This is a genomic window from Mesorhizobium sp. W050, assembly GCF_054719535.1.
Genome location: NZ_JBTTIH010000001.1, coordinates 4,035,123 through 4,059,584 on the forward strand (window position 1 = coordinate 4,035,123; position 24,462 = coordinate 4,059,584).

Genomic DNA, 24,462 nt, shown 5'->3' on the forward strand with positions numbered 1-24,462 from the left:
GAAATCACGATGAAACCAAAACGGCCAGGACGGCCGCGCAGTCACCGGCTTTGACCAGGCCGGGGAAATGCCGCGCAGCCAGCATGCCGGACATTTTTGCCTTGATCTCCTGCGGGGCGATGCCAGTGCGGCCGGTGGAATGGATGCGCGCCAGCACCGCGCCTTCTTTCACAGGCTCGCCGAGATCGACCATGGTCTCGATCATGCCGTCGTCCTCGGCGAAGGAGAAACAATCGCCTGACGGCATGTCGAGCCACTGAGTTCTGCCCTTCTCGACCGCACCATCAAGGATACCGGCATGGCGCAGCACATTGTTGATGCCGCGCCGCGCGATCCGCACGGTCTGGGCACGCGAGGTGCCGCCGCCGCCAAGCTCGGTGCTGACGAAGACCTTGCCCAATTCCTCGGCCGCCGTGTCATACATGCCGACGGAGTCAATCTCGATCATGCGCATCGAGAACGGGGCCGAGAACGCGGCGACCGCGTCGAAGGCTTTCTGCTCCAGCGCCTTGTCGGGCACCGTGTGGGCGGCACAGAAGGGCACGAAATCCAGCGTCCTGCCGCCGGAGTGGAAATCGAAGACGAGGTCGGCGCGCGGCAGCAGTTCGCGTTGAAAGTAGTCGGCGATCTTCTCGGTCACCGTGCCGTCGGGACGGCCGGGAAAGCAGCGGTTCATGTTGCCCTTGTCGATCGGCGACGTCCGGGTGCCGGCGCGAAAGGCCGGATAGTTCATCGCCGGCACGATGATCACCGTGCCGCTGACCTGTTTGGGATCGAGCGTGCGGGCGAGATCGTAGAGCGCCAGCGGCCCCTCATACTCGTCGCCATGGTTGCCGCCGGTGAGCAGCGCGGCCGGCCCCTTGCCGTTGCGGATGACGCAGATCGGGATCATCACCGAACCCCAGGCCGAGTCGTCGCGGCTGTAGGGCAGGCGCAGGAAACCATGTTGCACGCCGTCCTTGTCGAAATCGACGGTCGGGGCGATCGGGGAAGGGCGGAGGCTAGGCATCGGGCTCAATTCTTCACCACCAGTTTGCGCGGTACATTGGCGAGGCACTCTACACCGGTTTCGGTGATCAGGATGGATTCGGTGATTTCCAGTCCCATGGTCTCCAGCCAGAGACCGGTCATGAAATGGAAGGTCATGCCAGGCTTGAGTTCGGTGCGGTCGCCGGGGCGCAGGCTCATGGTGCGTTCGCCCCAATCCGGCGGATACGAGAGACCGATGGAATAGCCGGTGCGGTTGTCCTTGACGATGCCATATTTCTTCAACACGGCGAAAAAGGCGTTGGCGATGTCCTCACAGGCATTGCCGGGCTTTGCCGCCGCCAGCCCCGCCTCCATGCCTTCCAGTGTCGCCTTCTCGGCATCGAGGAATTCCTGTGTCGGCTTGCCGAGAAAGACGGTGCGCGACAGCGGGCAATGGTAGCGGTTGTAGCAGCCGGCGATCTCGAAGAAGGTGCCCTCGCCCGACTTCATCGGCTGGTCGTCCCAGGTGAGATGCGGCGCCGAGGCGTCGGCGCCCGACGGCAGCAGCGGCACGATCGCCGGATAGTCGCCGCCGACGCCATCGACACCGCGCGTGCCGGCATCGTAGATCTCGGCGACCAGATCGCATTTGCGCATGCCTACTTCGATCTTGTCGACGATGCGCTGGTGCATGGCTTCGACGATCCGAGCCGCCTTGCGCATATAGTCGATTTCAGTCGGGCTCTTCACCGCGCGCTGCCAATTGACCAGCGCTGTCGCGTCGACGAAGCGGGCGTTGGGCAGGTGCTTCTGCAACGCGGCGAAGGCGGCAGCCGAGAACCAGTAATTGTCCATCTCGACGCCGACGGTCAGCTTGCCCCAGCCGCGATCACTAAGCACGCTTGCCAAAAAATCCATCGGGTGGCGCTCGGTCGACTGCACGTAGTGGTCGGCATAGCCGACGATGTTGTCATGCGCGAGATAGGCGGTGCGCTTGGCGCCATTGGCATCCTGGCCGCGACCGTACCAGACCGGCTCGCCCGATGGTGGCACGATCACCGCCTGATGCACATAGAACGACCAGCCATCATAGCCGGTCAGCCAGGCCATGTTGGATGGGTCGCTGATAACAAGCAGATCGACGCCTTTCCCCTCCATGGCTTTTCGCGTCTTGGCGAGGCGATCCGCAAATTCGCCACGCGAGAATTTCAGGTTCGGCTGCATTGTTCTTGGTCCTCGTTTGTTGGGCCTGGAGCCTGTTTCAACTTTGTTGGAAACAGGCTCGTCGTTCTTGTTTGAACGTGATCTCTGGGAAAAACCGGGTTCCACTTCCGGATCACGCTTTGGCCAGCATCAGCTTTCAAAAATGGTTCCGGCATTGGCCGCCCGCGCCCGGTTGCGAGCGAGCGTGGCGATCGCCGTATCCTGCACGCCGGTGCCGGTGAGGTCGGCGATGGTGATGTCGCTGGGTGAGCGCCTTCCGTGCCGTTCGCCGGCGATGATCTGGCCGAGTTCGGTGACCGCGGCATCGGCTCCCATCACGCCCGATGCGATGGCGTGATGCAGTTCTCCCAGACGCCGTGTCTGCTTGGCGCTGTCGGCGACATAGAGATCGGCCATGCGCAGGATCGCCGGCGCGATCTCGTTCTTGTGTTCGGCATCCGAGCCCATGGCGGTGATGTGCTGCCCGGCAACGACAAAGCCGGCCTTGATCAGCGGCTCGGTCGACGGCGTGGTGGTGACGATGATGTCGGCGCCGATGGTTGCTTTGGCTGCATCCGGCTCGGCGCGCACGAGAATGCCGAGCTTTTCGCGCAGCGCGCCTGCGGCCGTCTCCGCCTTGACCGCATCGCGCGCCCAGATACGTGCCTCGGCGATCGGCCGCACCAACATGAGTGCTTCGAGTTGCAGCCCGGCTTGCACGCCGGCGCCGAAGATTGCGGCGACGGACGAATCCGGCCGCGACAGATGCTTCGCCGCGACGGCGCCGGCAGCAGCGGTGCGGACATCTGTGAGATAGCCATTGTCGAGCAGCAGCGCCTCGACCACACCGGTTCTTGCCGAGAGCAACACCATCATGCCGCCCCCGCTGGGCAGACCGAGCTTCGGATTGTCGAAGAAGCCGGAGCTTATCTTAACGGCGAAACCGTCTATTCCTGGCACATAGGCGGACTTCACATCCACCTCGCCGCGCTGCTCGTGAATGTCCAACCGCAGAATCGGCGGCATCGCCACCGGCAATGTGGCGAGCGCGCGGAAAGCGTTTTCGACGCAGGCGACCGCGTCGAGATCGAGCGGCACGATTGTGCGCAGTTCCTTCTCGGTGAGGATGGTCATCGGACTCATGTGTCGCGCTCCGTACTAGCGCGCACCACGAAGGATAGTGTTCCGTCACACCCCCCTCTGGCCTGCCGGCCATCTCCCCCGCAAGGGGGGAGATTGGACTGCACTCCTGCCTTCTCCAATCTCCAGCGCAGCAAGAACAGCGACCGCATCGAAGCTGCCGATCTCCCCCCTTGCGGGGGAGATGTCCGGCAGGACAGAGGGGGGTGGGCGGGAATTCGGCGTGGGAGAGTTTTCATGCCGCGCGCTCCGCGATTGCGTCACCGCAGACGATCTTGCGATGCGTGTTCATGTCGATATTGCGGCCCGAGAGAAGAACGACCACCGGCCCGGTCGCCCTGACCTTGCCGGCGAGTAGCGCAGCGATGCCGACCGCTCCGGCGCCTTCGACGATCTCGCGCTCCTGTTCATAGGCATGGCGGATGCCGGCGGCGATCTCGTCCTCGCTGAGCAGGATGACGTCGTCGAGCAGATCGCGGCACATGGCGAAGGTCAGCCGGTTGCCGAGACCGATGCCGCCGCCGAGCGAATCCGCCAGCGTCGGCAGTTCTTCCACCTCGACCGGGCGACCGGCATCCAGGCTCGCCTTCATCGCAGCACCACGCGCCATCGAAACGCCGATGATTTTTGTCCCGGGGCTGACGCCCTTGACGGCGGCGGCGATGCCCGAGGCGAGTCCACCACCGGAGAGTTGCACCAGGACGAGAGCGGCATCCGGGACCTGCTCGATCATCTCCAGTCCGAGCGTGCCTTGCCCGGCGATGATGGCCGGGTGGTCGAAGGGCGGCAGCATCACCAGTCCCTCCTGCGCCACCAGCCGTTCGACCTCCTGCTGCGCCTCGTCCTGACTGTTGCCGATGATGCGGACATCCGCGCCAAGCCGACGGATTTCGTCGAGCTTGTTGCCCGGCACCAGTCGCGACATGCAGATCACCGCACGCATGCCTTCGAGCTTCGCAGCATGGGCCAGCGCACGGCCATGATTGCCGGTCGACGCCGCGACCACGCCGCGCGCCTTCTCCTCGGCGCTCAGCGAAGCAACGGCATTCGAGGCGCCGCGCAGCTTGAAGCTGCCGGTGGTCTGGCGGTGTTCAAGCTTGAGGTGGACGGGGATGCCCAGTCGTTCGGAAAGGCTGTGAGATAACCCTGTCGGCGTGCGTTCGATTTTGCCGGCAATTCGCTCCCGGGCGGCACGAATATCGTTAAGGGTGACTGTCGTCATGATCGTCAATCGCGCGGCAAAGGCAGCGTCATCAGACGGCCAAATTCGGGATGCGACGTCCCGTCGCCACACAACCGCAAACAATTCCAGGCGCTGGCCTGATTGCTGGTGACGACCGGGCGGTCGATCGCCTGTTCCATGCCGGGAACCGCGAGCGCTCCGCGCAATGCGGTGCAGGACACGAACAGTGCATCGGCCTCAGCGTGTGTCGCCTCTCGTGCGAGATCGACAATCGCTGCCGGCGCAATGCGCGCCATCTCGCGATCGTCCTCGAAGCCGAGACAGGTGAAGCTGACGATCTCAAAGCCGCGCTCGCCGAAATACGTCGCCATCGGCCTGGAGGTTTCGACGGTGTAAGGGGTGAGGATGCTGATCTTTTTCGCGCCCAGCGCCTGCAGCCCGCGCACGCCGGCCATCGGCGGCGTGACGACGGGAACACCCGGCTTGGCAGACTGGATCGCGGCCTCGATTTCAGCGTCGCCAATCACCACCGAGGCCGAGGTGCAGGAGTAGCAGATCGCGTCGAGCGGCTCGTCTGGCAGGATCAGCGCGGCGCCCGCCGCCAGCTCCGGCTGCATCTTGCGAAGGTTTTCCGGCGTCGTCGGATTCTTGTAGGGAATGCGCGCGACATAGACGCCGACCCGCTCGCTCGCCACCATGCGGCGGAAATCCGGTTCGCTGGTGTGGTCGGTGGCAAGGATGATCAGGCCGACGCGCTTTTCCAGCGGGCGCGCATCGAGCGCCGGCCTTGTCGGCATCAGCCTGATTTCGGGCAGCGGTTTCATCTTGAGAATTACCTTTCGATCTTGCCGTAGCGATGTTCCAGCCAGCGCAGCAGCACGACCGAGAAGAGGCTGATGACGAGGAAGAAAGCGCCGACCAGCGTGATCGGCTCAATGTAGCGGTAGTAGGTGTTGGCGACGCTCTTGGCCTGGTTCATCAGCTCCAGCACGGTGATCGCCGATAGGAGCGGCGTCTCCTTGAACATGGCGATGAAATAGTTGGCCAAAGCCGGGATCATCGGTGGGATCGCTTGCGGAATGATGATGTTGGTCCAGGTCTGCGTGGCGCTCAGATTGCAGGCCTTGGCCGCCTCCCACTGGCCGCGCGGCACGTTGTCGATGCCGGCGCGATAAACTTCCGCCGTGTAGGTGCCGTAGTGCAGGCCGAGCCCGATGACGCCGGCGACCAAGGGCGGCAAAAGGATGCCGAAATCCGGCAGGACATAGAAGATGAAATAAAGTTGCACCAGAAGTGGCGTGCCGCGGATGAATTCGGCCGCCCAGCCGATGCTGCGTGACAGGACCTTGTTGGGCGAGCGTCGCGCCAGCGCGATGCCCAGACCCACAATCGCGGCCAGCACCGAGCCGAGCAGCGTCGCCAGGATGGTGATCTTCACGCCCTGGATCAGCGTTGGCAGGATTTCCCAAACGAAGTTCCAATCCCAATCCATCAGACGCGCACCCCGTCGAGGCCGCGCGCCATGCGGCGTTCCAGAGAACGCACGCCCCAGGAGATGATCAGCGCCAGGGCGAAATAGATGATCAGGATGGTGGTGAACGGCGCCAGCGTGTTGCCGGTCTGCGAGCGCACGACCTGCGCCTGAAAGGTGAGATCGGCGAGCGAGATCAGCGACACCACGGAGGTCGCCTTGAGCAGTTCGATGGCATTGTTGCCGAAGGTCGGCAGCATGACCAGTAGCGCCTGCGGCAGGATGACGTGGCGCATGCCTTGCCAGCGGCCGAGGTTGAGCGCGATGCAGGTTTCATATTGTTCGCGGCCGACCGACTGGATGGCGCCGCGTACCACCTCGGCCGCATAGGCGCCGACATTGAGGCCCAGCGCCAGCACGCCCGCCTGCAGCGGGGTCAGTTCGAGGCCGATCAACGGCAACACGAAATAGGCAAAAAACAGCTGCACGAAGATCGAGGTGCCGCGGAAGAATTCTATATAGGCGGTGGCCAGCCAGCGCAGCGCAAAGAAGCGCGACACGCGGCCCATGCCGGCGAGGAAGGCCATGATCAGGGCGAGCACCGACCCCATCAGCGTCAGCTCGATGGTGACAAGCGCTCCCTGCAATATGAGGCCGAGGTAGCCGGACCACTGGGTCATTCGGGTTCCAACGTTGGCGGTTAGCTTCCTTCTCCCCGTTCACGGAGAGAAGATGCCAGTCCACCCTCCGAAGCTGCAGCGCAGCTGCTGCGGAGGACGGGCAGGCAGATGAGGGGCAGCGCTAAATTCTCAGAACCTGGCGCCGCCCCTCATCCGGCCTTTCGGGCCACCTTCTCCCCGTGAACAGGGAGAAGGCAAAAACGGCGCTATTTCGCCGCGCAGAGCTTGTCCCGCGTGGTCGACATCGCGGCTGCGGCCGAGAAGCCGTAGGGCTCGATGATCTTGGCGAACTCGCCGGATTTCTTCAGCTTGGCGAGCTCGACATCGAAGGCATCGCGCAGGGCCTCATCGCCTTTCTTGAAGGCGGCGCCGTCGCAATAGACCGGCGCGCCGACCACCGGGGCGATGACTTCGAGGTTCGGATCGTTGGCTTTCTTGACGAGGTCGTTGATCGACAGGACGGGAAGCGAATAGGCATCGATGCGACCGTCCTGCAGCATCTTCAGGCCGCTCTGGCCGTCCGGCACGACGATGACGCGCTCGCGCGGCACGCCGGCGTTGAGCGCCAGCTTCTCCTCGGTGCCGCCGCCCGGCGCGCCGATGGTGGCCGACGTGTCCTTGGCGACGTCCTCGTAGCTCTTGAAGCCCTTCGGATTGCCCTTCTTCACCAACATCGCCTCGGCGTCGCACAGCACCGGCTCGGAATAGACGACCGCCGCGCAACGCTCCGGCTTCATGAACAGGCCGGCGGTGACGACGTCGAAGCGGCCGGCCTGCAGGCCGGGGATCATCGCGCCATACTCCGAAATGGAAGCGACGATGTCGGCAACACCGAGGCGCTTGAAGACCTCGCGCGCCACGTCGGGCGCCGCACCCGAAACCTTGCCGTCGGCAGCGACCGCAGTATAGGGCGGCTCGTTGGCGATGGCGACGCGGGCAAAGCCCTGTGCCTTCAATTGCTCGAGCTTGCTGTCATCGGCCGAACCGGTGCTCGACGCGGCGAGCACCGCCGTCAGTGCGAGACCGGCGACGCCGGCCAGAATGCCAAGTTTCTTCATTGTTCCCAACTCCTTGTTGTCTTCTTGGTTTTGTCTGGGGCGGTCTTCCGCCCCGCAAAGCGGTCAGACACGATGTCCGGCCGCGATGATCTTCTTCAGGAAGCCTTGCGTGCGCTCCTGCTTTGGATGGCGGAAAATCTCGTCTGGTTTGCCCTCTTCGACGATCTTGCCGCGGTCGAAGAACAGCACGCGGTCGGCGAAGTCGTGGGCAAAGCCCATCTCGTGGGTGACCAGCAGCATGGTCATGTCGGTCTCTGCGGCGAGCTTGCGCATGACATTCATCACCTCCTCGACCAGCTCCGGATCGAGGGCCGACGTCACCTCGTCGAACAGCATGATCTTCGGCGACAATGCCAGCGCACGGGCAATCGCCACGCGCTGCTTCTGGCCGCCGGACAGCTGCGCCGGCATCGACTTCGCCTTGTCGGCCATGCCGACCATGTCGAGCAGTTCCATGGCCCGCTTTTCAGCGGCGGCGCGAGGCGTGCCCTTGGTCAGCATCGGCGCCAGCGTGACGTTATCCATGACGCATTTGTGCGGAAACAGATTGAACAGCTGGAAGACCATGCCGATCTTCTGCCGCATCTTGGTCAGGTGCCGCTCGTCGGCGGGCAGCAGCTGGCCGTTGCGCTCCATGTGATAGAGCTGCTCGCCATCGATCTGGATATGGCCGCCGTCGATCTTCTCCAGCGTCATCAGGATGCGCAGGATCGTCGTCTTGCCCGAGCCGGACGGGCCGATCAGCGCCAGCTTCTCGCCGGGCATGACCTGCATCGACAGGCCGTCCAGCACCTTGAACGAGCCGAAGCTCTTCGAAATGGCGTCGACCTTGATGATGGGTGTGGACAAATGAATTTCCCCTGCTGGAGAAGCCTGTGCCCTTAACGATGGGGAACGCGCCAAATCATGTCAATTGGGAAAATAAAATCATGACAATATTTCCGGCGCTGCATGATTTCAGGGCAATTTCCGCTCAGATAGCGAGCAGCAGATGCTCCGGATCGCCAAGCAGCAGCTTGGTGACAACGCCTAAGCCGGCGCGCAGTTCCCCCTCGGTGGTCGAGCCTAGCGAGATGCGCACCGCCGGGTGCCAAGGCGTATCCGAAATGCGAAAAGAGGTGCCGGGCGCTATTGCCACGCCTTGCAAACGGGCTTGGGCGACAAAACTCTCCTCGGCGCGGTCGGGTGGCAGCTGCAGCCAGACATGCAGCCCGTCGCGCCTGGCGCGGTAGTCGACCCCGGCCAGCACCTCGGCGGCGATATCCTGGCGGCGGCGTAAGGCCGTGCGCTGCCAGCGGACGAGTTCCATCGCGGTGCCGTCGGTCACCCATTTGGTGGCGATCTCGGCCACCAGCGGCGTCGCCATCCAGTTCGACACTAGATGCCGGTTGGCCACCGCCGCGACGTAGCGATCCGGCGCTGCGAGATAGCCGATGCGCAGGCCAGGTACGGTGATCTTGGTGAAGGACGTGACGTAGAGCGTGCGCTCCGGTGCAAAGGCCGCGACAGGCGGCGGCCGGTCCTCCACCAAGGGACCCAGCACATCGTTCTCGATGATGGCGATGTCGTGCTTGCGCGCGACCGCGGCGATCTCTTCGCGCCGTCTGGCGTCCATCAGCGTCGCCGTCGGGTTGATCACCGAGGGCTGCACGAATACCGCGCGAATGTCGGTGAGCCGGCAGGCCTCGTCCAGCGCCTCGGGGATCAAGCCATTGCCGTCGATCGGCAGCCCTTCGAGGTTGAAGCCGAGATAGCGCGCCAGCGGCACCAGCGTGTGGTGGCCGATAGCCTCGGTGGCGACAGTCGATCCCGGCGGCGCAACGCTCATCAGCGCTACAGTCATCCCAGCAGTGGCGCCGTTGGTCAGGCTGATATTCTGCGCGGAGACGTCAAGCCCGCACAGTTTCAGCCATTCGACCGCCACCGCGCGGTGGCGCGGAAACACCATGTTGGGCCGAAACGACAGCGCCGAACTCGATGGCAGGTTTTCGGCCAGCCAGCCCAGCGCCTGCTTCAGCCGCTCCAGATGCATCGGCTCGCAGACCGGCTTCAGGATCGACAGATCGATGACCTCGCCGAGGCGCTCCGGCAGATAGGGCGGCTCCGGTTCGCGGCGCTGCGTCTGGACAAAGCTGCCACGGCCGATCTCGCCCGAAATCAGGCCGCGCCGGATCAGTTCTTCGTAGGCGCGGCTGACCGTCTGCACCGACAGTTTTAAATCGTCTGCCAGCCTTCGATGCGTTGGAAGCCGCGCGCCGTTGGCCAGCCGCCCGTCATGAATGGCGCGGGCGAACTGGTCGGCCAGCGTTTGATAGGCTGGCCGGCGGATGAGCGCAGGGTCGGGTTGCCATGATGTCATGACTTAATAGAGATCGAAATCAGTGCAATTGACAATCGAAATAATGCGCCGTCATGGTGATGCCGACAAAAAGCGGACGCCGATGACATCGAAACTCGACGCGGTCGACCTCAGGATACTCGACGCCATCCAGCGCGACGGGCGCATCACCAAGCTGGCGCTGGCCGAACAGGTCGGGCTGTCGCCGACGCCGTGCTGGATGCGGCTGCGCAAGCTGGAGAAGGCAGGCATCGTCTCGGGCTACCACGCCAGGATCGCCATGCGCGTGGTGGCGCCGGTCGCCACCGTGTTGATGGAGGTGACGCTGGCCAGCCATCGCCAGGCCGATTTCGACCGCTTCGAACGCGTCATCCGCGACATCCCCGAAATCGTCGCCTGCTGGTCGGTGGGCGGCGGCGTCGACTATGTGGTCAAGGTGATGACGCGCGACATCGACGCCTATCAGCGGCTGGTCGACGACCTGCTGGAGCGCGAGATCGGCATCGACCGCTACTTCACCTACATCGTCACCAGGACGGTGAAGGACGAAATCGTGCTGCCGATAGCCGATCTGCTGCCGGCGTCGGCATAAGCCCGGAGAGAATGTCTGTCGGGACGGCACAATAGAGAGAGTCTCTCTCCTTCAGGGCGTCGAAACAGTCTCTCTGTCTGCATGTGACGGATAGTCTTCCCGCATCGTCCGAACCGGGAGGCCTCGACCATGTCCGCGCATTTTGCCCGCTCGCATCGCCATGAGGCGCTCGACCGCCTCTCCGACCGCCGGCTGCTGCGCGAGCTTGCCTATGTCGATGGGCATTGGACCGCGAGCGAAGCGGCCGAAAGCTTTGAAGTCACCGATCCGGCCACAGGCGCGACGGTCGCGTTTGTCGCCGCGCTCTATGCGCAGCAAACGACAAGGGCAATCGGTGCCGCCGCGCGTGCCTTCCCGGCTTGGCGGTCACTGCTGCCGCAGGAGCGGTCGAGAATTCTGCGAAAATGGTTCGAGCTGATCATCGCGGCGAAAGACGACCTTGCCCTGCTGATGACTTTGGAACAGGGCAAGCCGCTGCAGGAATCGCTCGGCGAAATCGACTATGCCGCCTCTTTCGTCGAATGGTATGCCGAAGAGGCAAAGCGCCTCAACGCCGAGAGCGTCACCAGCCATCTGCCGAATGCCGAGATGATGGTGCGGCGCGAGCCGCTCGGCGTTGTCGGCGTCGTCACGCCCTGGAATTTTCCGGCGGCGATGCTGACCCGCAAGGCGGCCGCCGCACTCGCCGCCGGCTGCACCATCGTCGCACACCCATCCTCGGAGACGCCGCTGTCGGCGCTGGCGCTGGCTGAACTCGGCGAGCGCGCCGGCCTGCCCGCCGGCGTCTTCAATGTCATCACCGGCAAGGCTGCTACCATTGTCGGTCGCATGTGCGAGGACCCGCGCGTTCGCGCCATAAGCTTCACCGGCTCGACCGAGATCGGCCGGCTGATCGCGGCGCAAAGCGCGCCGACGATGAAGCGGCTGGTGATGGAGCTTGGGGGCCACGCGCCGCTGATCGTCTTTGCCGATACCGATCTGGACAAGGCGGTGAGCATCGCCATCGATGCCAAATTCGCCACCTCCGGCCAGGACTGCCTCGCCGCCAACCGCATCTACGTCCAGCGCCCGATCTACGATCGCTTCTGCGCCGCTTTTGCCAGGCGTATCGAGGCGCTGCGCACCGGCAACGGCCTTACCGACAAGATCGACATCGGGCCGCTGATGCATGAGCGTGCCGTCGCAAAGGTCGAAGAGCAGGTCGCCGATGCCATCGCTCGTGGCGCGCGCTGCCTCACCGGCGGCAAGCGGCATCAGGCCGGGCCGCTGTTCTACCAGCCGACGTTGCTGGCCGATGTCAGCGACGAAGCGCTGATCATGCGCGAGGAGACCTTTGGGCCGGTCGCCGCAGTCACGCCGTTCGACAGTGAGGACGAGGTGATCGCCCGTGCCAACGCCACAGAATATGGCCTCGTCGCCTATGTCGTTACCGAGAATGGCGCCCGCCAGCAACGTATGGGCCGCGCGCTCGACTACGGCATGGTCGCCATCAACCGCGTCAAGATCACCGGAGCGCCGATCCCCTTCGGCGGCGTCAAGCAATCCGGCATCGGCCGCGAAGGCTCGCGCCACGGGCTCGAAGCTTTCACCGATCTGAAGTACCTCTGTCTGGACGTCACATAGTCCGTCCGGCCATCTCTCAAGGAGTCAAAAAATGCTCGACCAGTCCAACGAACTCAACGCCTGGGATCGCGACCATTTCTTCCATCCTTCGACCCATATGGGCACGCATGCGCGGGGCGAGAGCCCGACCCGCATCATGGCCGGCGGTGAAGGCGTCACCGTCTGGGACAACAATGGCAAGAAGAGCATCGATGCCTTTGCCGGTCTCTATTGCGTCAATGTCGGCTATGGCCGCCAAAAGATCGCGGATGCCATCGCCACCCAGGCGAAGAACCTCGCCTATTACCACGCCTATGTCGGCCACGGCACCGAGGCTTCGATCACACTGGCCAAGATGATCATCGACCGCGCGCCGAAGGGCATGTCGAGGGTCTATTTCGGCCTCTCGGGTTCGGATGCCAACGAGACCAACATCAAGCTGATCTGGTACTACAACAACGTGCTTGGGCGGCCGGAGAAGAAGAAGATCATCTCGCGCTGGCGCGGCTATCACGGCTCGGGCGTGATGACGGGATCACTGACCGGGCTCGACCTGTTCCACAATGCGTTCGACCTGCCGCGCGCACCGGTCCTGCACACCGAGGCGCCCTATTATTTCCGCCGCGCCGACCGCTCGATGAGCGAGGAGCAGTTCTCGCAGCATTGCGCCGACAAGCTTGAGGAGATGATCCTGGCTGAAGGTCCCGAAACCGTCGCCGCTTTCATCGGCGAGCCGATTCTCGGCACTGGCGGCATCGTGCCGCCGCCGGCCGGCTACTGGGAGAAGATCCAGGCGGTGCTGAAGAAGTATGACGTGCTGCTGGTCGCCGACGAGGTGGTGACGGGCTTCGGCCGTCTGGGCACCATGTTCGGCTCCGACCATTACGGCATCAAGCCAGACCTCATCACCATCGCCAAGGGCCTGACCTCGGCCTATGCACCGCTGTCGGGCGTCATCGTTGCCGACAAGATGTGGCAGGTGCTGGTGCAGGGCTCCGACAAGCTTGGCTCGCTCGGCCATGGCTGGACCTATGCGGCGCACCCGATCTGCGTTGCCGCCGGCGTCGCCAATCTCGAACTGATCGACGAGATGGACCTGGTGACAAATGCCCGCGAGACCGGCGCCTATTTCCGCGCCGAACTCGCCAAGGCTGTCGGCGGCCACAGACATGTCGGCGACGTGCGCGGCGATGGCATGCTGGCGGCAGTCGAATTTGTCGCCGACAAGGACGACCGGGTGTTCTTCGACGCCTCGCTCAAGATCGGGCCGCAAGTGGCGACAGCACTTGCCGCCAGCGGCGTCATCGGCCGCGCCATGCCGCAGGGCGACATACTAGGCTTCGCGCCGCCGCTCTGCTTGACGCGTGAGGAAGCCGACATCGTCGTTTCGAAAACCGCCGATGCCGTCAACAGCGTGTTTTCCAATCTCTGAGATCGACCCATGAATGCCATGACCAAGACCCTCCCCGCCACCATGGCCGCCGTGCTGCTCACCGGGCATGGCGGACCGGAAAAGCTCGTCTATCGCAGCGATGTGAAAGTGCCTGTGCCTGCCGCCGGCGAGGTGCTGGTCAGGGTCAGCGCTTGCGGTATGAACAACACCGATGTCTGGGTACGCCAAGGCGCCTATGGCACGGAGGAGGACGCTGCCGCCGTGTCGACGTGGCGGCGGCAAGGCAACACGCTTACCTTCCCGCGCATCCAGGGCACCGACACGGTCGGCACCATCGCTGCCGTCGGCGAAGGCGTTTCCCCGGGCCGTATCGGCGAACGGGTAATGGTCGATTTTTCGATCTACAACCGCGACGACGATTCCCTCGCCGACATTGACTATATGGGCCACGGTCGCGACGGCGGGTACGCCGAGTACCAGGCGGTGCCGGGCGAGAATGCGCATTTCGTCGATACTGACATGAGCGACGTCGAACTCGCCACCTTCTGCTGCGCCTACCTCACCGGCGAACAGATGCTGGAGCGCGCCGGGCTGAAAGCCGGCGAACGCGTGCTGGTCACCGGCGCCTCGGGCGGCGTCGGTTCCGGCATCGTGCAGCTGGCGCGGGCGCGCGGCGCCATTCCCTATGCGGTCGTCGGCAAGGGCAAGGAGCAGGCGGTGCGCGACATCGGCGCCGAAGCGGTCATTACCCGTGGGGTTGCCGATCTTCCCGCCGCCGTGAATGAAGCCACTGGCGACCAGCCGATCGATGTGGTCGCCGATCTCGTCGGCGGCGTGATCTTCAACGACCTGCTGCGCATCCTGCGACCTGAAGGCCGCTACACCACCGCCGGCGCCATCGCCGGCCCGGTCGTGCAGCTCGATCTCAGGACCATGTATCTCAAGCAGCTGCAACTGCACGGATCGAGCCAGGGCACGCGCGCCGACTTCCGCCGCATCATTGGATACATCGAAGCGAAGAAAATCCGGCCGCTGGTCGGCGGCGTCTACAGGCTCTCCGATTTTCACAAGGCGCAGGCAGACTTTATTGTCAAGGACTTCGTCGGCAAGCTGGTGATCGTGCCGGACGCCATGTGGAACCCGAATATCCGCACATAACGCCCCTACGTCAGAGCTCGTCGTAAACGGCATCATCAACACCTTGCGGCGTGGAGTCGTCGAAACCCAGCATGCGGTTGGTGACGTAGCCGAATCCGACACCGGCGCCGGGATCGGCAAAACCGAGGGCGCCGCCCCAGCCGCCATCGCAGCGACGCGCGACTGGCATAGGCGGCGTCGTCGAGTTGAAAGCCGGCGGCGAATTGTCGGCGCTTGAGAACATAGCGCATATGAGGCGAACCGAATCATCGCAACGAATGCAAGCCACAGGCCGGCAACCAGACCCTGCATCTTGACAGACGAGGCGAAAGCCAAAAGAGTGAAACCGGTTTCACTGGAGACCACCGGTGCATTTCGACCTGTCCATTCTTCTGCCGCATCTGGGTTTTCTGGCGCGCGGCGCCGAACTCACGGCCGCGGCTTGCGCGCTGTCGCTGGTAGGAAGCGTCTTCATGGGCGCGTTGGTGGCGATCGCACGCACCTCCGCCTCGGCACTGCTTCGACGGATCGCCTTCGTCTATGTCGATCTCTTCCGCAATGTGCCGTTCATCGTCCAGCTGTTCTTCTTCTATTACGGCCTGCCCGAGCTCGGCATTTACATCGATGCCTTCACCACCGGCGTCGTGGCGCTTTCGATTGCCGGCGGCGCCTATGCCTCCGACATCATTCGCGCCGGCATCCTCGCCATCGACCAGGGCATCATCGACGCCGCTGAAGTGAGCGGCCTGTCCAGGCGCAAGATCTTCACCCGCATCGTGCTGCCGATTGCGCTGCGCACCTCCGTGCGACCGCTCGGATCCGTGCTCATCAACATGATCCTTACGTCCTCGATCCTCTCGACAATCACGCTCAACGAGCTCACCGGCTCAGCCCAGATCGTGGTCTCGCAGACCTATCGGCCCTTCGAGGTCTATATGGTGCTGCTCTGTGCCTATGCGGCCCTGACTTATCTGGTTTCGCTGGGCGTCACCCTGCTCCACCGCCATCTCAATCGGGACATGATGGAGGCGGTCGGCTGATGCGGTTCAGCGATTTCACCTCCTACGACCTGATCCTGCTGGCGCAAGGTCTCGGCACCAACGTCGCGCTGTTTCTCGTCACCTCTCTGATCGGACTGCTGATTGGCCTGAGCTGGGCGCTGGTGCGGTTCTACCGTGTGCCGGTTCTGGCCCAGGTCGTCACCTTCCTGTCGGAGCTGTTGAAGAACTCGCCGGTGTTGGTGCAGCTGTTCCTGGTGTTCTTCGGCCTGCCGGCGCTGTTGCATATAAGGGTGACGCCGGTCACCGCAGCGACCATCACTCTGTCGGCGAACACCGCGGCATTCGTCTATGTCATCGCGGTCTCGGCGATCGAGTCGATCGAACGCGAGCAGGTCGAGGCCGCGCGTGTCTTCGGCCTGACCCGGTGGCAGGTCCTGCGCCATATCGTTTCGCCCCAGGCTGCCGCCTTCGCGGTCGGCCCGCTCGTCGCGCTGCTGGTCAACCAGCTTCAGGTGACGTCGCTGATTTCTGTCATCGGCGTCGTCGACCTGACCAAGATTGGCCACATCCTCAACATGCGAACCTTGAAGCCGTTCGTGGTCTGGACCGTCGTCGGGCTGCTCTACTATGGCGCGGCAAAGCTGGTCGCCCTGCTTGGCGAGCGTCTTGAAAACCGCCTGCGGGCGCACAGCGCCTGGCGGGGGCTTTAACATGCTCAAGATCGAAAACGTGCACAAAGCGTTCGGCGAGGTCACTGTGCTGGACGGCGTCGACCTGACGATCGCGCCCGGCGAAGTGGTCTCGATCCTCGGGTCGTCGGGGTCCGGCAAGTCGACACTGATCCGTTGCATCAACGGCCTCGAAATGCTGAAGTCGGGCCGCATCACGGTCGACGATTTCGATGTCAGCAAGCCGAAGGAGCTGGCCGAGGCGCGCAAGCGCTCAGGCACCGTCTTCCAGCTGTTCAACCTCTATCCGCATATGAGCGCGCTTCAGAACATTACGCTCGCCCCGATCGAGGTGCTGAAGATGCCGCGCCCTGAGGCCGAGGCGCTGGCGCGCAAGCTGCTCGAGTCCGTCGGCCTCGCCGATCGGGCCAACGCCTACCCGGCGCAGTTGTCGGGCGGGCAGCGCCAGCGTGTCGGCATCTGCCGGGCGCTCGCCATGCAGCCGCGCTATCTGCTGCTCGATGAAGTGACCAGCGCGCTCGACCCGGAAATGACTTCCGAGGTGCTGGCCATCCTGGCAAAGCTCGCCGCGCAAGGCACGACGATGCTGTTCGTCACCCACGAGATCGAATTCGCGCGCGAGATTTCCAACCGCATCGTCTTCCTCGACAAGGGCAGGCTGGTGGTCGATCTGCCAACGGATCGTTTCTTCGCCGCGGACGGCGGCCGGGCGCAGCCGCGGGTTGCGCAGTTTCTCTCCAAGATGCGCAAGGACTAGGAATGCTGCTGTTAGCCAACAACGAAGCATGGCCGGGATTCGAAACCTCGGTGCAAATGCTGCGCGATGGCGCCGTCAGCCTGGACGCGATGGTTGCCGGCATCGGCATGGTGGAGAAAGAGGTCAAGGTTCGCAGCGTCGGTTATGGCGGCTGGCCGAACATGCTGGGCGAGATGGAGTTCGACGCCGGCGTCATGGACGGCAATACAAGAGAGGTCGGTTCAGTCGGCGCCGTGCCAAGGACCTTGGCGGTCGCTGCCCTGGCGCAGCAGGTAATGAAGCGCCTGCCGCATGTGATGCTGACCGGCGAAGGGGCGCGGCGCTTTGCCAGCGAAATCGGTTTTGCCGAAGACGAAGTCTTGTTCGAGGACAGCAAGCGCGTCTGGTGGGAGCGGCTGCAACAGGAACTCACACCGCAACAGCTGGCGAAATTCCCCGATATCGATCTGGCGCCGCTCAGCCGTACTATCACCGATCCCGAGCGGGTCCGCGACACCACCGTCTTCCTGTCGGCGGATGCGCGGCGCGGCGTCCATGCCGCGAGTTCGACCTCGGGCTGGGCGTGGAAATATCCGGGCCGGCTCGGCGATTCTCCCATTCCCGGCGCAGGCTTTTACGCCGACAGCCGCTATGGCGCGGCGGCGTGCACCCATACCGGCGAGATGACGATGCGCTGCGCCACCGCACGGACCGTCGTGCTGGCCATGAAGCTTGGCCGATCCCTGTCGGATGCGGTCGCGCTGGCGGTCGAGGAACTGGCTGAACTCGACACCGGCTTCCTGGCCGGAGTGGTCATCCACGCCGTCGACGCCGAGCAGAACCACGAGGTGGTGAATTTCAGATGCGAGGGCGAGGTCCGCTACTGGCTCTGGAAGGATTCCATGCCCGCACCCGAATTGCGGGCAGCAAAACGTGTCACTAGAAAATAAGGAGAGGAACCATGAAAACCGTACTGCGTGCCTTCGCCGCGCTGGCCATCGTGGCCGGTTCGGCTTTTCCGGCCCTTGCCGGCATGATTGACGACATCCGCTCACGCGGCACCATTCGCATCGGCGTATCGCTCGGCGGCGAGCCGATCGGCTTTCGCGATGCACAAAACAACCCTGTCGGCTACGATGTCGATGTCGCGACGCTGCTGGCGCAAAAGCTCGGGGTGCAGGTCGAGTTCGTCGACGTCTCGGGCGATGCCCGTATTTCCATGCTGGTGTCGGGACAGATCGATGTCGCGGTCGCAAACACCTCGGCAACGCTCGAGCGGGCCAAGACCGTCAACTTCACCATCCCCTACAACCGGGCCGGGCTGCGCGTCATCGTCCAGAAGGATGCCGGGATAACCGACCTCAAGGGGCTCGCCGGCAAGAAGGTTGTCGTCGGCCGCGGCACCACGGGCGAAACCTTCCTCAAGGCGGCCGTGCCGGAAGCAGAGCTCGTCTATGTCGACCAGTTCGCGCCCGACGGGGTTCTGCAGCTGCAACAGAAGCGCGTCGATGCGGCGATCGAGGATTCCTCGCTGCTCGATTACCTCGCGACCAAGACACCGAGCCTGGTGACGCTGCCTGGCCTCTATTCCAACGATCCGATCGGCATCGCGGTCGCCAAGGGCGATCCCGAATTCGTCCGCTGGCTCGACATGTTCGTGTCCGACTTCATCCAGTCGGGCACCTATGAGACGACCTACAAGAAGTGGTGGGGCCCGGACTCCAACCCGCCGGCGCTCAACCCGCTGTGGTGACACCCACTACCGTTAACCGATCGGCGCACACTCGAGGCGCCGTCGCAACGATCGCCGATGTCGCGCGGCTGGCAGGCGTGTCGCGTGCCGCGGCCAGCCGTGCGCTGTCGAGCGGACCGCGACCGGTCTCGGCGGACAAACGCGAACGTGTCGTGCAGGCCGCCGCGCAGCTCGGCTACAAACCCAATCTCCTGGCGCAAAGCCTGACCACCAAGACCGTCAATCTGGTTGCCGTCGTGGTCAACCACATTCACGACCTTTCAGATCTCGACCTGTTCGACCGGCTGCTCGACGCAATCCAGTCGATCGGCAAGCAGGTCATCCTCATCCGCATCGGCTCGGCGGAAGGGGTCGAGGATTTTCTGCGCAACGGCGTTGCCTATCATGTCGATGCCGCCGTGGTGTTCTCCGACTTTGCCGATGCAGCGACGGTGCGGCGCATGTTTCGCTCGGACCTGGTCATCATGCTGAACGGACTGCATGACGATCTGTCACCCACAATCATTCCCGATGAAGGCGTCGGCATCGTCGAGGCCGTGGCGGATGCGGCGGCCAAGCGCGCGCGCACGGCCAGCCTGCTGACCGGCCGTTCGTCCTCGCGGGTCGAACAGCTGCGCATCGGCCACTACCTCGAAGCGTTCCGGCATCATGGAATTGAACTGCTGCAGACGGTCCAGGGAGACTATTCCTACGAGTCGGGCTATGCGGCAGCCGCCGGCCTGACGGGACGCGGCTGTCCCGATGCGGTCTTTTGTACGTCCGACGCGATGGCCATGGGTGTTCTGGATGTCTGCCGGGCGGATTTCCCCGACAACCGGCCCAGCCGCTTCCGCCTCTATGGCTTCGACAATGTGTCCCTGACCAATTTCGACGCCTACCCGATATCGTCAATCGGCTACGACAAATCAGACTATGTGGGTCATATCGTCGGCGCCCTCTCCAATCCGCAGGTCTTCATGCCCGGCCAGCCGCCTGTCGTTATATTGACCCGGCTGATTTCGCGCTTGACCGCGTAACTAGCGCCGATGTTGGACTGCTTGTCCGGCGTCGATCTCCCAGAGATCGAACGGAGATCGCGCCGGACAATGTACCGGCGCCTACTGCAATTTCGCCTGCAGCGCGTTGACGTCGTCGGTTGTCATTTCACCGTCGGTCGTCACCTTGCCGTCGACGATCTTCCACAGCCGGAACGGACCGGTGATGTCGCCATATTTGTCGAAGCTGACCGGACCGATGACGCCTTCATAGCGGATCGGCTTGCCGTCCTTGATCAGGCCGAGCGCCTTGGCGAACTCGTCCTTGCCGGCATAGATCGGTGTGCCGGCAGGATCGACCGCCTTGTACATGGCATCCTTGATCTTGGCTGGATCCTCGGAGCCGGCAATGGCAATGGCGAGACCGACAATGGCGCCGGCATCATAGGAACGGTCGGCTGCCGGGTTCGACGGTTCGATGCCCGAAAACTCCTTGTAGTTTTTCAGGAAATAGTCGGTGGATGCCGTCGGGCTGGTGCCGGAAGAGGTACCATAGGCATCCTTCAGATAATCGGCGCCGACGGATTCGATGAAGTCCGGGCTGTTCATGCCGTCATTGAGCAGGAATTTCTGCACGCCGCCCTGCGATATCCAGGTGCGGGCGACCGTTGCGCCGTCGACCGGCGTGCTGACGAGGTAGAGTCCGTCCGGCTCGCCTCCCATCGCCGCCGTCACTTCCGAAGCATAGCTCGACTGCTTTTCATTATAGGGCGTGTCGGAGACGATGGTGCCGCCGAGCGCTTTGTAGGCACGCGAGAATTCGGCCACCATGTTGACGCCGAAGTCGTTGTTGACATGGATGATCGACAGTTTCTTGAAGCCCTTGTCGATGGCGTATTTGGCGGCGGCCACGCCTTGCAGCGCATCCGACGTGATGGTGCGGAAGAAGATGCCGTTGGTCTTGCCGTCGCGGCCAAGGGCGGTCAGCGTCGGCGAGGACGAAGCCGGCGACACCTGCACGATCTTGGCCGGCCCGGTGACCGAGGTCAAAATCGGGATCGACACCGAGGAGATGATGCCGCCGATGATCACCGGCACCTTCTTGACCTGTACCAGCTGGGTCGCGGCATCGACCGCGATATTGCCCTGGCTCTGGCTGTCGCGCGTGTCGGTTGCGAGATCGCAGCCGCGTACGCCACCGGCTTCATTGATGTCGCGGAAGGCCATTTCGACGGACTTCGCGCCGGCCTGGCCGTATTCGCCGGCCGGACCGGTGAGCTCCATGACCAGGCCGACGGTGATCTTGCAGTCCGCTGCGTGTGCGGCGCCGGCCATCGTCACGAGAGCCAGTGCTGTGGTGATTTGAAGTATCGTCTTCTTCATTGCCGTTCCCCTTTTCTTGTTTGAACTTTTGCCTGTTCAGCCTTCCGGCGCCTGCAGCCAGGTCTCATGCAGATGCCGCCATTCGACGCCGTTTGGTGCCGATGAACTGGTGGTGAAGACCGCACTGGACTGCCGGCGACTGTGTTTGCCGGCGCGCAGTTGCGCCTCGATGTAGAAGATGACGATCGTGTCCGCGTCCTGCCAACCCGGCCTGATGTCCTCGATCGATATGGCAAAACCGTCGTCGCAAGTGGCGCGGCTTGTCCGGACATGATCTACGACCGCGTCGCGATCGAGGATCTGGCCATTCGGCGCCACCATGGTGAGGCCTTCGCCCATGACAGCCTCGAAGCGGCCGAACTCCACAGCGTCGGCTCGCGCGGCGACAAACCAGTCGACGAAGAAGCGATGCAGGTCGATGATTTCAGCGCTGGCACGCGAAAAAAGGGAAGGCTCTCCGCTCATTTCTTCCCCGCATTGAGGTTGTAATGCATGATCGAGCCATGGCGGCCGTGACGGTCGCGCTCCAGCGTGTAGACATCGCCCGCGAGGCCGGTGCCTTGTGCGATGGCGGCAGCAATCCGCGCGCGATCGTCGGCGTCGAGCGCGACGTCCATGATTTTCGTATTGGCCAGCGCATGTGCCTGGTTGCGCGCACCGACAATGACGGCCGCGACCTGCGGCTGCTCGAGCACCCATGCCGAGGCGATGGTGGCGATGTCGACGCCGTGGCGATCGCCGACCGCTTTCAGCGCCTTGAGCAGGGACTGGAACAGCTCCCAGCCGCCGAAGTCGTCGATGATCAGCTTGTATTTGACCAGCGAGCGGTTTTCGAGCGGCGTGGAGGGCTCGGCCACGCCAAGCCATTTGTCGCTGAGGAAGCCGCCGGCCACCGAGCCGTAGCAGAGGAAGCGGACACCGTTCTTAGCGGCAAGACCCGCAAGGCTGTTTGCCGGCCGCTGGTCGAGCACTGAATATTGCAGTTGCTGGCTGACCAGCGGGATGCCCGCGGAGAGGATTTCGGCTAGCCTCGGCGTATCGAAATTGGTGGTGCCGAGATTGCGCACCTTGCCTTCCAGCCGAAGCTCGTCGAGCCAACCCATCGCCTCGACGTAACGAGGCTGGTCATAATCCCACCAGTGAAACTGCACGAGATCGATCCGCTCCGTCTTCAGCCTGCGAAGCGACTGATCGACGATGCCCCTGATGTAGTCGCGGCTGATGCTTGCCAGTCGTTCGAGGTCCGGCACCAGCTTGGTGTGCACCTTCATCCTGGCCGCAACATCGAGACCGCGATCGCGCGCCAGCCGCAGGCGCGCGGCGCCGATCAGTTCCTCGACGCCGGTGTAGATGTCGGCGCAATCATAGGTCCAGATGCCGGCATCGAAAGTGGCGATCAGGTCGGTCACCGCCTGGCTGCGGTCGACGGCGCCATGGCCACCGGCGAGCTGCCAGCCGCCGCGGATGACGCGCGAGATCGTATAGCCGGGGCTGAGTTCGATCGTCCTGGCGCTCATCTTTTGTCGGTCTCCTTCGGCAGCGGCACCGCTGTGGTTTCGGCATGGCTGAACCGCCGCTTGGCAATCCTGACAATGCGGAGCCGGCTGGCGCAATTGGGATCGGGACAGGCGATCTCGGCATCCGAGGTCATCCAGTCATTTGCATGCGTCGGGCGCTGCTTTGCCGCCAGGAGCGGCAACACGGCGGAGATCGAATAAATCGAAAAACCCTGCCCCGCCGGCAGCGACAGCATTTCGCCCTTGAGTTCGAAATAGTCGCCGGCCCTGGCGCCGCAATAGACCGGCCTGCCCTCGGGGATGACCGCTTCGACGCGCAGATCGAAGAGTTCGAAACTGTCGTCGGCCATTCAGGCCTCCACCAGGCTGAAGGTGATGTCACAGGCGCCGTTGCGGCGGATGACGCCGCAGGCGGCGGCAAACTGATCGCGCTCTCCGGCAAGCACGTGCGCGACCACGCTACCGGCCAGCCAGCCGATCGGGAACAGCAGCCGCGCCCCCTGCCCGTAGTACAGGCCGATATCGAAGATGGCATTGGGATTGCCGCCCCACACGCGTGGCGGCACATAGGACAGCACGATATCGCCGGGCTGCGGCGTCAGCGTTGCATTCTCCGGTGGCAGAGGCTGGGCATAGGCCTGGCCCTGGAGATCGGCTGACGGAACCGGGCACGAGATTTCCGGTCCTGTCCACATCGCATGGATGCCTGGGATGATGCGTGGCTGCGCCAGATACGCCAGCAGGAAGGCGGCATTCTCCGGCGCCTTTTCGGGCAATAGCAGCGCCGTCACGGAAAGCTTCGAGCGTGGTTCTGTGATGCCGATGGCGGGCTTGGTCATGTCAGTCCTTCGCCGATTGAAGTTTGTCGCGCAGGAAGGCGAAGGGGCGGCTGATGTCGGCTACCAGCGCCTCGCGCGCCGCTTGCGCATCCTGTTTGGCAAGTGCCGCGACAATTCGACGATGATAGTGGGCGGTATCAACCTCGCCTGCCTCGGAGAAGGCATAGATGGCGACGCGGATGCAGGGACCCGATTGAAGCCAGAGGCTTTCGATCATCGGGATCAGCACAGCCGAGCCGCAGCAGCGGTAGATCTCAAAATGGAAGCTCTGGTTGAGCGTCGCTTCGCGATCGATATCCTTCTTGTGCTTCAGGGCCCGCATCTCGTCCCACTCGCCCAGCATGGCTTCGATCGATGCGATCTGGCGCGGGCTCATGCGCCTGGCGGCAAGCGCGATCGCTTCGCCTTCGATGAGGGAGCGGGCACGCAGGAGGTCGTCGATGCGCTCCAGCGTGATCGGCGGCACGCGCACGGAACGGTTGGGCAGCGCCTCCAGCGCCTTTTCCGTGATCAGCCGGCCGAGCGCTTCGCGTACCGGCATGGTCGAGGTGACCAGCGCATCGGCAAGACCACGGATGGTCAGCACCTGGTTTGGCTCGAAAAGGCCACCGATCAGAGCACGGCGCAACTCGGAATAGACGCGATCCTGCACCGTCTCGCGGCCGACCGGCGTAAGCTGGGCTGCGATCGTCTCGTTGTTCTTTTCGATGGCAGCCTTCTGCATTACCGGCATTTGCCCCGTTTTCGGCTTGCGAATGAAATTAAAGCCGAATAGCGTGATCAAAGCAAGTGTGATCACAAATC

General features: G+C 63.5%; 27 protein-coding genes. 10 read left to right on the plus strand and 17 right to left on the minus strand.

Annotated elements, in window-relative coordinates:
- Nucleotides 1-4 precede the first annotated feature (4 nt).
- From doeB to ehuR, 10 genes are all read right to left on the minus strand, one after another.
- Nucleotides 5-1,009 carry a N(2)-acetyl-L-2,4-diaminobutanoate deacetylase DoeB gene (gene doeB / locus ACYG9Y_RS19650; RefSeq protein WP_023738381.1) on the minus strand — a complete coding sequence of 335 codons (1,005 nt, stop codon included), beginning with the start codon at nt 1,007-1,009 and terminating at the stop codon, nt 5-7.
- Between the two features lie 5 nt (nt 1,010-1,014).
- Entirely contained in the window at nt 1,015-2,193 is a 1,179-nt protein-coding gene (gene doeA / locus ACYG9Y_RS19655) for an ectoine hydrolase DoeA (protein WP_023738380.1), read from the minus strand.
- A 129-nt stretch (nt 2,194-2,322) separates the two neighbouring features.
- Nucleotides 2,323-3,315, minus strand: a complete 993-nt coding sequence (locus tag ACYG9Y_RS19660) for a cyclodeaminase (protein ID WP_023749144.1) — start codon at nt 3,313-3,315, stop codon at nt 2,323-2,325.
- Between the two features lie 232 nt (nt 3,316-3,547).
- The gene (eutB, locus tag ACYG9Y_RS19665) at nt 3,548-4,534 is read right to left on the minus strand and encodes a hydroxyectoine utilization dehydratase EutB (RefSeq protein ID WP_023710007.1); all 987 of its coding nucleotides are present in this window, start codon (nt 4,532-4,534) and stop codon (nt 3,548-3,550) included.
- A gap of 5 nt (nt 4,535-4,539) precedes the next feature.
- Nucleotides 4,540-5,319 (minus strand): ectoine utilization protein EutA, encoded by a 780-nt coding sequence (gene eutA, locus ACYG9Y_RS19670; RefSeq protein WP_023738379.1) that lies wholly within the window; start codon nt 5,317-5,319, stop codon nt 4,540-4,542.
- An 8-nt stretch (nt 5,320-5,327) separates the two neighbouring features.
- Entirely contained in the window at nt 5,328-5,987 is a 660-nt protein-coding gene (gene ehuD, locus ACYG9Y_RS19675; protein WP_023729203.1) for an ectoine/hydroxyectoine ABC transporter permease subunit EhuD, read from the minus strand.
- Nucleotides 5,987-6,646, minus strand: a complete 660-nt coding sequence (gene ehuC / locus ACYG9Y_RS19680; RefSeq protein WP_023738378.1) for an ectoine/hydroxyectoine ABC transporter permease subunit EhuC — start codon at nt 6,644-6,646, stop codon at nt 5,987-5,989. Before ehuC ends, ehuD begins: the two co-directional genes overlap by 1 nt.
- A 206-nt stretch (nt 6,647-6,852) precedes the next feature.
- Entirely contained in the window at nt 6,853-7,704 is an 852-nt protein-coding gene (gene ehuB / locus ACYG9Y_RS19685) for an ectoine/hydroxyectoine ABC transporter substrate-binding protein EhuB (protein ID WP_023682674.1), read from the minus strand.
- Nucleotides 7,705-7,767: 63 nt separating this feature from the next.
- Nucleotides 7,768-8,553, minus strand: coding sequence for an ectoine/hydroxyectoine ABC transporter ATP-binding protein EhuA (gene ehuA, locus ACYG9Y_RS19690; RefSeq protein ID WP_023667873.1), 786 nt, complete (start codon nt 8,551-8,553; stop codon nt 7,768-7,770).
- Between the two features lie 124 nt (nt 8,554-8,677).
- Nucleotides 8,678-10,063: a MocR-like ectoine utilization transcription factor EhuR gene (gene ehuR, locus ACYG9Y_RS19695; RefSeq protein WP_023738377.1), complete on the minus strand. Its 1,386-nt coding sequence runs from the start codon at nt 10,061-10,063 to the stop codon at nt 8,678-8,680.
- 82 nt (nt 10,064-10,145) lie between these two features.
- On the opposite strand from ehuR, the gene ACYG9Y_RS19700 reads away from it, so the two are divergent.
- The 4 genes from ACYG9Y_RS19700 (at nt 10,146) to ACYG9Y_RS19715 (ending at nt 14,787) form a co-directional block, all read left to right on the plus strand.
- The gene (locus tag ACYG9Y_RS19700) at nt 10,146-10,634 is read left to right on the plus strand and encodes an Lrp/AsnC family transcriptional regulator (protein ID WP_023738376.1); all 489 of its coding nucleotides are present in this window, start codon (nt 10,146-10,148) and stop codon (nt 10,632-10,634) included.
- 129 nt (nt 10,635-10,763) lie between these two features.
- The gene (locus ACYG9Y_RS19705; protein WP_023738375.1) at nt 10,764-12,257 is read left to right on the plus strand and encodes an NAD-dependent succinate-semialdehyde dehydrogenase; all 1,494 of its coding nucleotides are present in this window, start codon (nt 10,764-10,766) and stop codon (nt 12,255-12,257) included.
- A gap of 31 nt (nt 12,258-12,288) precedes the next feature.
- Nucleotides 12,289-13,668, plus strand: a complete 1,380-nt coding sequence (locus ACYG9Y_RS19710; RefSeq protein WP_023738374.1) for an aspartate aminotransferase family protein — start codon at nt 12,289-12,291, stop codon at nt 13,666-13,668.
- Between the two features lie 9 nt (nt 13,669-13,677).
- Nucleotides 13,678-14,787 carry an alcohol dehydrogenase family protein gene (locus ACYG9Y_RS19715; protein ID WP_023738373.1) on the plus strand — a complete coding sequence of 370 codons (1,110 nt, stop codon included), beginning with the start codon at nt 13,678-13,680 and terminating at the stop codon, nt 14,785-14,787.
- A 10-nt stretch (nt 14,788-14,797) separates the two neighbouring features.
- Here the strand turns inward: ACYG9Y_RS19715 and ACYG9Y_RS19720 are convergent, their stop codons facing one another.
- Entirely contained in the window at nt 14,798-14,956 is a 159-nt protein-coding gene (locus ACYG9Y_RS19720; RefSeq protein ID WP_245260392.1) for a hypothetical protein, read from the minus strand.
- A 178-nt stretch (nt 14,957-15,134) separates the two neighbouring features.
- On the opposite strand from ACYG9Y_RS19720, the gene ACYG9Y_RS19725 reads away from it, so the two are divergent.
- The 6 genes from ACYG9Y_RS19725 to ACYG9Y_RS19750 are packed head-to-tail and all read left to right on the plus strand — an operon-like array spanning nt 15,135 to nt 19,961.
- Nucleotides 15,135-15,806 (plus strand): amino acid ABC transporter permease, encoded by a 672-nt coding sequence (locus ACYG9Y_RS19725; protein ID WP_023738371.1) that lies wholly within the window; start codon nt 15,135-15,137, stop codon nt 15,804-15,806.
- Nucleotides 15,806-16,477 carry an amino acid ABC transporter permease gene (locus tag ACYG9Y_RS19730; protein ID WP_023704757.1) on the plus strand — a complete coding sequence of 224 codons (672 nt, stop codon included), beginning with the start codon at nt 15,806-15,808 and terminating at the stop codon, nt 16,475-16,477. The genes ACYG9Y_RS19725 and ACYG9Y_RS19730 overlap by 1 nt, the downstream gene beginning before the upstream one ends.
- Before the next feature lies 1 nt (nt 16,478).
- A complete protein-coding gene (locus ACYG9Y_RS19735; RefSeq protein WP_023738370.1) occupies nt 16,479-17,213 on the plus strand; it encodes an amino acid ABC transporter ATP-binding protein in 735 nt (244 codons plus the stop codon).
- Between the two features lie 2 nt (nt 17,214-17,215).
- Nucleotides 17,216-18,142, plus strand: coding sequence for an isoaspartyl peptidase/L-asparaginase (locus ACYG9Y_RS19740; protein ID WP_023667864.1), 927 nt, complete (start codon nt 17,216-17,218; stop codon nt 18,140-18,142).
- An 11-nt stretch (nt 18,143-18,153) separates the two neighbouring features.
- The gene (locus tag ACYG9Y_RS19745; RefSeq protein ID WP_023738369.1) at nt 18,154-18,945 is read left to right on the plus strand and encodes a transporter substrate-binding domain-containing protein; all 792 of its coding nucleotides are present in this window, start codon (nt 18,154-18,156) and stop codon (nt 18,943-18,945) included.
- A complete protein-coding gene (locus tag ACYG9Y_RS19750) occupies nt 18,942-19,961 on the plus strand; it encodes a LacI family DNA-binding transcriptional regulator (RefSeq protein ID WP_031253319.1) in 1,020 nt (339 codons plus the stop codon). Before ACYG9Y_RS19745 ends, ACYG9Y_RS19750 begins: the two co-directional genes overlap by 4 nt.
- 81 nt (nt 19,962-20,042) lie before the next feature.
- Here the strand turns inward: ACYG9Y_RS19750 and ACYG9Y_RS19755 are convergent, their stop codons facing one another.
- Genes ACYG9Y_RS19755 through ACYG9Y_RS19780 form a run of 6 tightly spaced genes read right to left on the minus strand, consistent with a single transcriptional unit; the run spans nt 20,043 to nt 24,382 of the window.
- Nucleotides 20,043-21,302, minus strand: a complete 1,260-nt coding sequence (locus ACYG9Y_RS19755; RefSeq protein ID WP_023692246.1) for an ABC transporter substrate-binding protein — start codon at nt 21,300-21,302, stop codon at nt 20,043-20,045.
- A 36-nt stretch (nt 21,303-21,338) separates the two neighbouring features.
- Nucleotides 21,339-21,767: a hypothetical protein gene (locus tag ACYG9Y_RS19760; RefSeq protein ID WP_023667860.1), complete on the minus strand. Its 429-nt coding sequence runs from the start codon at nt 21,765-21,767 to the stop codon at nt 21,339-21,341.
- Nucleotides 21,764-22,819 (minus strand): aldo/keto reductase, encoded by a 1,056-nt coding sequence (locus ACYG9Y_RS19765; protein WP_023738367.1) that lies wholly within the window; start codon nt 22,817-22,819, stop codon nt 21,764-21,766. Before ACYG9Y_RS19765 ends, ACYG9Y_RS19760 begins: the two co-directional genes overlap by 4 nt.
- On the minus strand, nt 22,816-23,169 hold the full coding sequence (locus ACYG9Y_RS19770; RefSeq protein ID WP_023738366.1) for a TIGR04076 family protein: 354 nt from the start codon (nt 23,167-23,169) through the stop codon (nt 22,816-22,818). Before ACYG9Y_RS19770 ends, ACYG9Y_RS19765 begins: the two co-directional genes overlap by 4 nt.
- Nucleotides 23,170-23,658 (minus strand): DUF3830 family protein, encoded by a 489-nt coding sequence (locus tag ACYG9Y_RS19775; protein ID WP_023738365.1) that lies wholly within the window; start codon nt 23,656-23,658, stop codon nt 23,170-23,172. It abuts the gene before it with no gap.
- Between the two features lies 1 nt (nt 23,659).
- Nucleotides 23,660-24,382 carry a GntR family transcriptional regulator gene (locus ACYG9Y_RS19780; RefSeq protein WP_023686960.1) on the minus strand — a complete coding sequence of 241 codons (723 nt, stop codon included), beginning with the start codon at nt 24,380-24,382 and terminating at the stop codon, nt 23,660-23,662.
- Nucleotides 24,383-24,462 lie beyond the last annotated feature (80 nt).

Bases quoted from the DNA above. Each gene is read 5' to 3' on its own strand.
- ACYG9Y_RS19735 (WP_023738370.1), top strand. From the start codon at position 16,479: ATGCTCAAGATCGAAAACGTGCACAAAGCGTTCGGCGAGGTCACTGTG.
- ACYG9Y_RS19740 (WP_023667864.1), top strand. From the start codon at position 17,216: ATGCTGCTGTTAGCCAACAACGAAGCATGGCCGGGATTCGAAACCTCG.
- ehuB (WP_023682674.1), bottom strand. From the start codon at position 7,704: ATGAAGAAACTTGGCATTCTGGCCGGCGTCGCCGGTCTCGCACTGACG.
- ACYG9Y_RS19770 (WP_023738366.1), bottom strand. From the start codon at position 23,169: ATGGCCGACGACAGTTTCGAACTCTTCGATCTGCGCGTCGAAGCGGTC.
- eutB (WP_023710007.1), bottom strand. From the start codon at position 4,534: ATGACGACAGTCACCCTTAACGATATTCGTGCCGCCCGGGAGCGAATT.
- ACYG9Y_RS19755 (WP_023692246.1), bottom strand. From the start codon at position 21,302: ATGAAGAAGACGATACTTCAAATCACCACAGCACTGGCTCTCGTGACG.
- ehuC (WP_023738378.1), bottom strand. From the start codon at position 6,646: ATGACCCAGTGGTCCGGCTACCTCGGCCTCATATTGCAGGGAGCGCTT.
- ACYG9Y_RS19730 (WP_023704757.1), top strand. From the start codon at position 15,806: ATGCGGTTCAGCGATTTCACCTCCTACGACCTGATCCTGCTGGCGCAA.
- ACYG9Y_RS19780 (WP_023686960.1), bottom strand. From the start codon at position 24,382: ATGCAGAAGGCTGCCATCGAAAAGAACAACGAGACGATCGCAGCCCAG.
- ACYG9Y_RS19660 (WP_023749144.1), bottom strand. From the start codon at position 3,315: ATGAGTCCGATGACCATCCTCACCGAGAAGGAACTGCGCACAATCGTG.
- ehuD (WP_023729203.1), bottom strand. From the start codon at position 5,987: ATGGATTGGGATTGGAACTTCGTTTGGGAAATCCTGCCAACGCTGATC.
- ACYG9Y_RS19720 (WP_245260392.1), bottom strand. From the start codon at position 14,956: ATGCCAGTCGCGCGTCGCTGCGATGGCGGCTGGGGCGGCGCCCTCGGT.
- ACYG9Y_RS19775 (WP_023738365.1), bottom strand. From the start codon at position 23,658: ATGACCAAGCCCGCCATCGGCATCACAGAACCACGCTCGAAGCTTTCC.
- ACYG9Y_RS19715 (WP_023738373.1), top strand. From the start codon at position 13,678: ATGAATGCCATGACCAAGACCCTCCCCGCCACCATGGCCGCCGTGCTG.
- ACYG9Y_RS19705 (WP_023738375.1), top strand. From the start codon at position 10,764: ATGTCCGCGCATTTTGCCCGCTCGCATCGCCATGAGGCGCTCGACCGC.
- ACYG9Y_RS19700 (WP_023738376.1), top strand. From the start codon at position 10,146: ATGACATCGAAACTCGACGCGGTCGACCTCAGGATACTCGACGCCATC.
- eutA (WP_023738379.1), bottom strand. From the start codon at position 5,319: ATGAAACCGCTGCCCGAAATCAGGCTGATGCCGACAAGGCCGGCGCTC.
- doeB (WP_023738381.1), bottom strand. From the start codon at position 1,009: ATGCCTAGCCTCCGCCCTTCCCCGATCGCCCCGACCGTCGATTTCGAC.
- ACYG9Y_RS19760 (WP_023667860.1), bottom strand. From the start codon at position 21,767: ATGAGCGGAGAGCCTTCCCTTTTTTCGCGTGCCAGCGCTGAAATCATC.
- ACYG9Y_RS19710 (WP_023738374.1), top strand. From the start codon at position 12,289: ATGCTCGACCAGTCCAACGAACTCAACGCCTGGGATCGCGACCATTTC.
- ACYG9Y_RS19745 (WP_023738369.1), top strand. From the start codon at position 18,154: ATGAAAACCGTACTGCGTGCCTTCGCCGCGCTGGCCATCGTGGCCGGT.
- ACYG9Y_RS19765 (WP_023738367.1), bottom strand. From the start codon at position 22,819: ATGAGCGCCAGGACGATCGAACTCAGCCCCGGCTATACGATCTCGCGC.
- doeA (WP_023738380.1), bottom strand. From the start codon at position 2,193: ATGCAGCCGAACCTGAAATTCTCGCGTGGCGAATTTGCGGATCGCCTC.
- ehuR (WP_023738377.1), bottom strand. From the start codon at position 10,063: ATGACATCATGGCAACCCGACCCTGCGCTCATCCGCCGGCCAGCCTAT.